We start from the raw sequence: 8,893 nt of genomic DNA on the forward strand, positions 1-8,893 counted from the left end.
CGGGCTACCACGATGAACTGGGCACCTACTACGGCACGAACACCCTGCGCGGGGTGCCCAGGTCGGGGCCGCCGCGCGGGGTGTTCGTGTGATCGGGATGCAGCCCGAGCAGCCGCAACGCCCCGCCCTCCACCTGAACCGAGAACCAACCACGCCACCGCCCGCTGACCGGATCCACCCCACAGGCAAGCCCGAAGCACAGCTCGTCATCATCGAACGGCATCCAGTCGATGCCACGCTCGCGCAGTCAACCGAGCAATTCCCGCCGGGGATTGGGGCGCCCGGGCAGATTCTCGACACTCAACACCTGCACCCACTCGACCTGGCCCACTGCCGGCTCGAGACCCATCTCCACCTCGTATCTTGTCATCAGTCCCCGCCTCCTACAGACCTCGCCGCTCCTCGGCCCAGCGCCGCAGGCGTTCCACGAGAGGCACCTGTGTCGGGGGCCTCAGGATGAACTTGTTCTTCATCTCGTCGAAGCAGCTCAGGTAGCAGGACACATGGTCGCCCACCTGGTAGTTGTCGTCATCGTCGATGTAGAGGACGTCGATGAGGCCGTCCCGTGAGAGGCCCAGGTCCACGATGACTCCCCAAGGGAAGACGGCCGTGGCCTCGCCCTCGACGAGGGTCCCCACGAGGCACATCTCGGCTTCGGGCACCTCGGCGTCGGTCATGTTCCGTCACCTTCCACGAGCAAGGGACCGCCATCAGTCCAGCCGTTCAGGACGAACTCTGTCGACCAAGTGCATCAATGCTTCCTCCGGGCTCTCGCCGTACCGGGCGAGAAACGCGTCGTAGGCGCCGTACGTCCGGCCTCCCTCGGCAACCAGAAGCACGAGATGGCCGGAAGCCGCGGTGCCAATGGGCGTCAGCTTCTCTCCCGTTCGCTGCTCGTATCCCCTCAGCTTTTCGCCGTTGACCATGCGACTGGCGCGCTCGGCGTTCAGTTCGCAGCGGTGCGTCCCCGGATCGAGCGGATGGCGTGGGTAGTCGAAGCCGGCTCCGTTGAATTCCTCGACGAAACGCAGCGCCGTCGACGAGCAGTGGATTCCCAGCTCCTCCCAGACATCCCTGATGCGGCGGACGTCCGCTTCGGAAGCCACCCACCGGGCGTCCTTCGCCAGGACGGCCGACAGCCTTTCTGACAGTCCTGTCCCGCGAGGGCCATTCGACCGATCCGTCACGCACGCCGCCCCCTCCCTGAATCCTTCCGCACCAGATCCCGTCGCTCCCTGATCCTGCGCAGGCGTTCCGCACGAGGCACCTGTCCCGGTGGCCTCAGGATGAACTTGCGCTTTTGCTGGTCGAAGCATTCCAGGTAGCAGGACACCCGATCTCCCACCTGGTAGTTGTCGTCGTCCTCGATGTACAGGACGTCGATGAGGCCGACCCAGGTCCACGATGACGCCCCACCGGAAGACGGCGACGGCCTCGCCCTCGACGAGGGTCCCCATGAGGGCCGTCTCTGCCTCGCTGAGTTCAACGTCGGTCATGCTTCCTCGTCGTCTTCCAGATACCAACCGCGCCCGGTCATGCGTTCCTTCAGCCGCTCCACCTGTTCAGCGGGCGGTTTCCGATGGGACTGGGCGGCGGCCGCGCGGTTGCGCACCACATGACGGTCGAGACCGAAAGCTGCCTCCACCACCACGCCGAGATTCCGCTCGGACAACAGGTCGGAGAGGACCACGAGCAAGGGATCGTAGTCTGCGTCGTCCTCTCGGACACCGGCGGGAAAGACCAGCCGGAGCTGGTCGACGACTTCCGCGAGATGTGGTTCCAGGGCCATCAGTCCGCCGTCACCGCCGAGCGAGGCCCAGTCGGGCCGCGTCCTCGTGGCGGTGGCACAGTTCCTCGACACTGGTCTCGACGAAGGCGAGTGCCCCATCGAGGTCGGGGCCCTCGCCGTGCCGCCGGTACGGGGTATGGACCCCGGCCGGCCACTCGCCCGTGTCCCGCTCCAGGTCGAGCCGGACGTACGCCTCCGCCGTGATCCCCGCCTCGGTGAAGGCGAGGACCACCGCGAGCCGGTACTCGTTCGGCTCGGAGTCCCGGGCGAGGTCCATCCAGGTGATGCCGTGATGGAGCGTCACCTGCGGTGTGCCGTCCACGACATCGAGCAGTACCTGCGGGACGAGGGTCGTCTCGTCCTCGCCGCCGGAATTGCTGCCGAAGTCGTATTCCAGATAGCGGCCGAGCATGAACTCGGCCAACTGCTTCTGGAACCGGTCCAGCGACAGCAGGAATCCGGCGAACTGCTGCTCGACAGAGGTCACTACGGCACTCTCCAGCGGTGGCAGGGGTCAGGATGGGAAGGCGTCTGGGTCACGACGCCTTGAGAGTGAACAACACCCACGCCCCCTTGTGTCCACCCGTCCCCTTGTTGATCTTCATGACCACCAGGGTGAGTTTGGTCGCATCACGGACACCCGCGGCGTCCGCCACCCTACCGATCACAGTTCCGCCGAAGTCGTGCGTGAACTCCTTTCGAGCGCTCACGGGGGTGGACTGTTTGCGGATCCATTCGTTGATCTTGCTCAGGTTTGCCTGCACTGCCGCGTCGACGTTGGCCTGCGCCGTGCCGGCGTGCAGGGACGAGGCGGTGCCGCGGGCAGCTGGGTCGTTCGCCGCACGGTCCTGGATGGCGCGATCGGACTGGCCGACGTGATCCCTCGGATGCGCACCCTGGACTCCCTGGTCCTTGTCCATGTTGCCGCAGTTGTGTACCAGAACGGGCACCTCACCCACCTCGACGAGATAGGTGTGGATGTCGGCGACCGTCAGGTTGTGCACTGTCGCGGTGTGGACCGTCGTCCTGACCGCGACGACATCGATCTGTACGCCCTTGTCGGTGGTGAGCGACTGACCGGGCTTCAGGTCCTTGGCGTCCACCCACCGATTCAAGTCCATTACCCAGAACGGGTGTCCGTCCGTCGCGGTCACCGTGGCCGTGGCGTCACCGCGATCGCCGTCGGTGTCGACAGTGACCTCGACCAGCTTCTTGACACCGTGGCCGGTGATGGCGGCGGTCACGGACTTGGCCTCGGTGGCGCCAGACTCGGGATCCGTGGCCCGTACCTCGTCACCGGGCTCGATGTCCTCGATCGGTTTCTCGGTGCCATCCGCCATGACGACGGTCGTGCCGGGGACGAAGCTGTTTCCCACCTTGCAGGTGGAGCCCTCCGGAGCGTCGGGCTCGGCGTCCTTGCCGCCGGTGTTGCCCTTCTCGCCCGCACCGTCTCCCTTCTTGCCCCCGGAGTCACCCTTCTTGACCTCTGGCGCGTCCTTGGCCTTGGCCGGCGGGGCCGGTTCGGGCTTCGGCTTAGGCTTTGGGGTAGTCGGCGGAGTGACGTCGTCGGCGACCTTCTTGGCGTCCTTGACCTTGTCGGCTGCTTTAGCCGCGTCGGTCGCGGTGTCAACGGCATCCACGGCCTTGTTGACGTACCGGGCGCCCTTGGCAGCCGTAGCCCCGTAGCCCGCGATCGGAATGGCCGAGGCGTAGGACAGGCCGGCATCGATGTAGTTGCCCTCGGCCGTGTACCAGAGGCCGTTGATCAGGTCGGCGGGCTCGCCGAAGCCGGGCACCAGGCCGACGACGTCGAGGACGCCGTGGCCGATCGGGCTGATCCAGGACTCGCCCCAGTACAGACCGGACGGGTCCGGGAAGATGAACGGATTGTTACGACCGTACGCGTAGGCGTTGAGGTGCTGCGGATCGTCGAAGTTCAGCGCCGGGTCGGCCGAGACGAAACGGCCGGCGACCGGGTCATACTCTCGCGCGCCGAGGTGGATCAGACCGGTGGCGTCGGCGGTTCCGCCCACGAACGCCTTGTCACCCGGCCAAGCCTCCGTCGCGGGCTTCGCACCACGCACTTCGCCGAATGGCAGGGTACGGCGCTGGACAATCGCCGAGTCCGCCGCCTTGATGGCGATCTCGGCTGTACCGTTCTGACCGCCGACCAGCCAGGTCACACCGGCCGCGGTGCGGACCCCGATCTGCTGGCCGCCGTGCGTGTAGTACCGGGTGCCCGCGAGGGTGTTCTTGGCCGTGTCGAGACGGATCTCCTGGTCGCCGAGGTAGAGCGTGACGGCACCCTTCTCCTTGCGGATCAGGCGGTTGCCGTCGGCGTCGTAGACGAAGCCGGTCTTCTGAGCCTCGTCCGGGTTGCCGGAGCTGTACGGCGTGACGGCGGCAAGGTGGCCCTCGTCGTCCCAATCCAGCTTCTGGTCCACGGCCGGTGACAGGTCCGTTGCGGCCTTGGTCCGACGGACGGTGTTGCCCGACTCGTCGTAGGCGAAGGTCTGTGCGGCCGTTACCTCCTTGGCAGACGTGACCGTGTGGGCTTCGGCCGACTGCATCGCATGGGCGTGGACGCCGCCCTTGGCGTCCGTGCCGCCCGGCTTGTAGGACGTTGTCTGGGTGATGGCGGCTGTACCCGTGGTGCCAGTGGCGTGGCGGGTCTCAAGGGTGCGGTTGCCTGCGGCGTCATAGCCGTACGAGTGCCAGTAGGGGGCCGGACCGCCGGTCGCAGCCTCGCCTCCGGACGCCGGGCAGGCAGTGGCCGTCTGGGTCCACGCGTCAGTCATCCGTCGCAGGTAGTCATACGTGAAGCACTGGACGTCGGCCGCCTTACCCTCGGGCGTGTCCGCGATCCTCTTGATGTTGCCTGCGTCGTCGTAGCCGTAGGCAAGGTCCGCGTCCGGAGTCTTGACGACCTCCCGGTCGATACGGGCGCGTTCCAGGCGCCGAGTGCCTTCCTCGTAGGTATTGGTCAGCCAGGTGTACTTGTCAGAGCTGGCCGTGCCCAGCGTGAGCTGGAGCACTTCGCCGTAGTTTGAGTAGCGGGTCTCGCGGGCGTAGTCGGCCTTGTCGCCCAGGGTGAAGGACGGCAGGCCGGTGGCCGTGTAGCCGCTGGTGAGGGTCTCCATTGGAAGGTCACCGGCGGCCGGCAGATCAATGGTGTTCAGCGAGCCGTCCGGCTTGTACGAAGCGGTGGCGGTGTAGGTGCCGGCCAGCTTGCCCTCGGCCTCCGGAACGGTGATCGAGGTCTTGGTAGGTCGTCCTGCCACGTCGTAGGAGTCGACGGACGTGGTGTACGCGTCGGCGCCGATCCATCTGGTGGCCGAGGTCAGACGCCCCTTGCCGTTGGGGACCGTCACACTGTCGTACTCCCAGCTCGCCAGCTTCGTTGCACCGTTGTGGAGCGAGCGCTGGCGGCCGAGCTTGTCGTAGTTGTAGGTGAGGGTGGTACCGCGGGCGTCCGTAGTGGTCCTGACCTGGTCAAGGTCGTTGTACGTGGTGCGCGTGGTGCCGGTGTCCGGGTCCCTGGCCAGCGTCTGGCGTCCGCGCACGTCATAGTCGTACGACCAGACGTTACCTGCCTCGTCCTTGACTTCCTTAAGCCGGTCCGCCTGGTCGTAGGAGTACGTGGTGGTGTCGGCACCACCGGTTGGCGAGGAGCCCTTGAACTGGAGCAGTTTGGTCTTCAGGCCGTGGGCGTCGGAGTAGGTTGCAGTCGGCGTCTCACCGGTCGGCGGATCCACGGTGACATGGTCGCCGTGGTACGAGGCCTTCGTCCGCCACTTCTCCGCGCCCGCCACCCGGAAGATCTCATCCGTAGGCCGCCCCGCCCCGTCATACACCGTCTCCGTCTCCCGAGGCGTCCCCTCGGAAGCGTCTGCCACGCCCACGAACGTCGTGCTCACGGCGGCCGAGTTGTAGAACGGGCCGATCTCCTTGACGGCCAGGCCGCGGGAGTCGTACTCGGTGGTCGTCAGCACGCGCCCCGAGTTCGCCGCCGGTGTCTGCGTCTGGCGCGCGCGCAGCAACCCGTCGCTCAGCTGGTGGCTGGTGGCCACCGAGCCGTTGGGCAGCAACGACTTCGTCGTGGTGACGACCGGGCCGTTGTTGCGGACCAGGTAGGCGTACTCCAGGCTCGGGGTGTCCGTGGCCTTCGCGCGGCCCGGCAGCCAGACCTTCAGCAGGCGGCCGAGGGCGTCGTACTCCAGGTCGGTGCGCTGCTTGTTGGCGTCGACCGTGGCGGTGACCAGGCCCCAGCGGGGGTCGACGGTGGAGGTGGTGGTGTTGCCGGCGGGGTCTTCGACCTTCATGCCGGTGACCGGGCCGCCGGTGGTGGGCGTGTAGGAGGTCTTGGTCGCGACGCCCGCCTGGTCGGCGGACTCCACGACCCGGCCGTGCGCGTCGTACTTGGCCGTCGAGGTCGTCACGTACTGCGGGGTGCCGTCGGCGGCGTAGCCCTTGACCTTCTCGCTGCGCACCACGTCGCCCTCGGTGGGCGTGGTGCCGTAGGTGTCGCGGTCGTCGTACCAGGTGCGGACGTCGGAGATCGCCTCGCCCTTGTACGACGGCGGGCCGTCGTCGCAGCCGACCGGAACCACCGTTACGCGCTTCAGCAGCGTCAGCAGGTTCGCGTCCGTGTTGCGGTTGTACGTGTTCGTCGTGCAGGTGTCGTCGTCGGGGTCGGCGAGGTCGCCCGAGTCCGACGAGCGCTCCAGCATGCCGTACGCGTCGTAGAAGTGCTCGATCGAGGCCCGGCGGACCTTGCCGTCGTCCAGGGCCGTGCGGGTCTTCGTGGACTTGACCGCGGCGTACGTCGCCTCGTCCGCGCCCTCCGTCGCCGTCGCGGCCGACTTCCAGGGCGTGCTGACCGTACCGGCGATCTCCTCGCCGCCGTTGAAGGTGCGCTGCTCCAGCTGGAAGCCCTGGTGGCGGGCGTCGTCACGGACCTTGGTGCCGTCGGAGGCCGTCACCGTCACGGACTTGGTGCCGCCGGACTCCTTCTCGCGGTCGCCGTCCATGCCCTGGAGGTAGGTGGTCTCGGCGCGCAGCTGCTTGCTGTCCGCGTCACCGGTTCGCACGGTCACCTTGCGGAAGCCGCGCCACTGGTTCCAGGTCTTCTTCTTCGTCTTGACCAGTTCGCTGTCGTCGAAGGCCCAGGCCGCGCCCGCGTAGTCGTACGACGTGACCTTGTTGGGGCCGGTGACGGTGACCTCGTCCTCGATCACCGTGTCGACGACGAACTTGTGGAACCAGTCCTCCTTCTCCCCGACCGTTCCCTCCTTCGACCAGAAGGACGGCATGCAGCGCTTGGTGTTGGTCTCGGGGGTGGGGAGAGTGGCCGAAGTGCACTCGGTCGGCTTGTAGTTGACCGAGATCGTGCCGCCCGTCTCCGACTGGATCGCGCGGATGCGCCACTTGTACATCGGGAGACGGTCATCGGCTCCCGTGTCCACGCGGTTGGCGTCCTGGCGCTCGTAGAAGGTGACCTTCGGGAGCTTGTTCGCGCCGCCCTTGCCGGAGTGGGTGACGGACTCCAGCCACATCGCCGGGGAGTGGGTTGTGTCGGCGCTCTGGTACTTGTGCGCCAGGTCCCACACATCGACGTCCGCGTACTTGCCGTCGGAGCCCAGCGTCTGCGTGGTGACCTTCGACAGGCGCTTGCGGGTGAAGAAGGTCGGCGACCACTGGTCCTTGCACTCCGTGTCGGAGGTGCAGATCTGGTCGAACGGCACGTCCGGCCAGCGGGTGGCGGTGGACTCCTTCAGGTCGCCGGGCTCGCAGTCCGCGGCGGCACCGGTGCAGCGTTCGGCGGTGGTGAAGACGACCTGGGCGGGGGCGGTGGTGGAGTTCTCCTTGCCCTCCTGCTCGCCGTACTCGACGCGCTTGAGGTAGCCGCCGCGGTCGTACGAGACCACCTTGTCACCGCGGACCGTGTCGTACTTGTTGGTCTCGGTGCCGTAGTAGTAGGTCATCGAGTTGCCGTGGACGTCGACGACGTAGTCGAGGTTCCAGCGCCAGGTCTGCTGGCAGCGGGAGTCCTTGAACGTGTCCTTGTGGCAGGGCTCGTCCTTGTCGTCGCCGAAGACCGGGACCTCCCAGGAGGAGCCGGTGTTCTCGGCGTCGGCCGCCTCGGACTCCCGCTTGCCCTTGCCGAAGAAGTAGCGGGTGCCGTCAGTGGTGGTGACGACCCAGTACTCCTTGTTGTCGTCGGAGTTGAAGCCGCCGGTCCTGCGCTCGACACGGGTGCCGTCGTCCTGCTTCAGCCGCCACTCGTCCGCCGACTTCTTCACCAACTCACCGGCCCGGCCACCGAAGTTCATGGTGGCGTTGTCGGAGTGCCAGCACAGGTCGTACTTCTGCGCGCCGGCCTCGTCGTGGCCGTCGTCGGTGCAGGAGCGGTAGGCCCGCTCGATGTAGCCGGCGCTGAGGTCGAAGCCCTCGCCGGCCCAGGAGGTCTGGTTGTTGCTGCTGGCGGTACGGCCGTCCGTGGACGCCGAGTTGTAGGCCAGGCCCAACTGCGGGGACGGGCCCGCGACGGCGGGCGGGACCCGCAGCGGGTACTGCCAGGTGAACGCACCCGTCTGGGCCGCCACTTGCCAGGAGGCGGAGGGCGCGAGAGAGGTCGCCGTGTAGGCACCGGAACTGCCGGAGGGCGCCGCGGCGACCGCGAGCAGCGGGGCCTTGGCACCGGCGACCGCGGCCGGCACGTCGGCGGTGAGCCGCTGGGAGCGGACGTCATTGTTCGTGGCGACGGGCGTGACCGTCCGGCAGGCGGCCGCCTTCGGCGTGGTCAGCGCGCAGGCGGGGAGTTGGACCAGGCGCAGGCGCTGCGCCCAGTCACCGCCGTACGCCTGGGCGAAGGAGGCGTAGTCGACCCCCAGGGAGACCTTGCCGGAGACGGTTCTACGGCCGTCCGCACGCGTGACCTTCAGGAGCAGACCGTCGATGCCGGCCTTCCGGGCGGCGGCGTGACCGAGAAGGTCGACCTTGGCCCGAGTCGGGGCTCCGGTACGGGACTTTCCACGTCGGTGAAGACCTCGCTCACGGTGGACGGCCGGGAGATCGCCGACGACTACGGCATCCCGCCGACCG

The 8,893-nt window shown here is 67.5% G+C and carries 5 protein-coding genes; all 5 read right to left on the minus strand.

Annotated elements, in window-relative coordinates; genetic code table 11:
• Window positions 1-383: 383 nt before the first annotated feature.
• Window positions 384-677, minus strand: coding sequence for a hypothetical protein (locus ACWDR3_RS46145; protein WP_450358696.1), 294 nt, complete (start codon window positions 675-677; stop codon window positions 384-386).
• A 33-nt stretch (window positions 678-710) separates the two neighbouring features.
• Window positions 711-1,106, minus strand: coding sequence for an SUKH-3 domain-containing protein (locus tag ACWDR3_RS46150; RefSeq protein ID WP_450358697.1), 396 nt, complete (start codon window positions 1,104-1,106; stop codon window positions 711-713).
• A 386-nt stretch (window positions 1,107-1,492) separates the two neighbouring features.
• Window positions 1,493-1,789, minus strand: coding sequence for a DUF3349 domain-containing protein (locus ACWDR3_RS46155; RefSeq protein ID WP_450358698.1), 297 nt, complete (start codon window positions 1,787-1,789; stop codon window positions 1,493-1,495).
• Between the two features lie 10 nt (window positions 1,790-1,799).
• Window positions 1,800-2,276, minus strand: coding sequence for a hypothetical protein (locus ACWDR3_RS46160; RefSeq protein ID WP_450358699.1), 477 nt, complete (start codon window positions 2,274-2,276; stop codon window positions 1,800-1,802).
• Window positions 2,277-2,325: 49 nt separating this feature from the next.
• The coding region (locus ACWDR3_RS46165; RefSeq protein WP_450358700.1) for a polymorphic toxin-type HINT domain-containing protein at window positions 2,326-8,893 on the minus strand (6,568 nt) is incomplete at its 5' end.

This window comes from Streptomyces sp. NPDC001002 (assembly GCF_053599215.1).

What these genes read in the sequence shown, in the direction of transcription:
- ACWDR3_RS46155 (WP_450358698.1), bottom strand. Translation starts at nt 1,789, where the DNA reads ATGGCCCTGGAACCACATCTCGCGGAAGTCGTCGACCAGCTCCGGCTG.
- ACWDR3_RS46145 (WP_450358696.1), bottom strand. Translation starts at nt 677, where the DNA reads ATGACCGACGCCGAGGTGCCCGAAGCCGAGATGTGCCTCGTGGGGACC.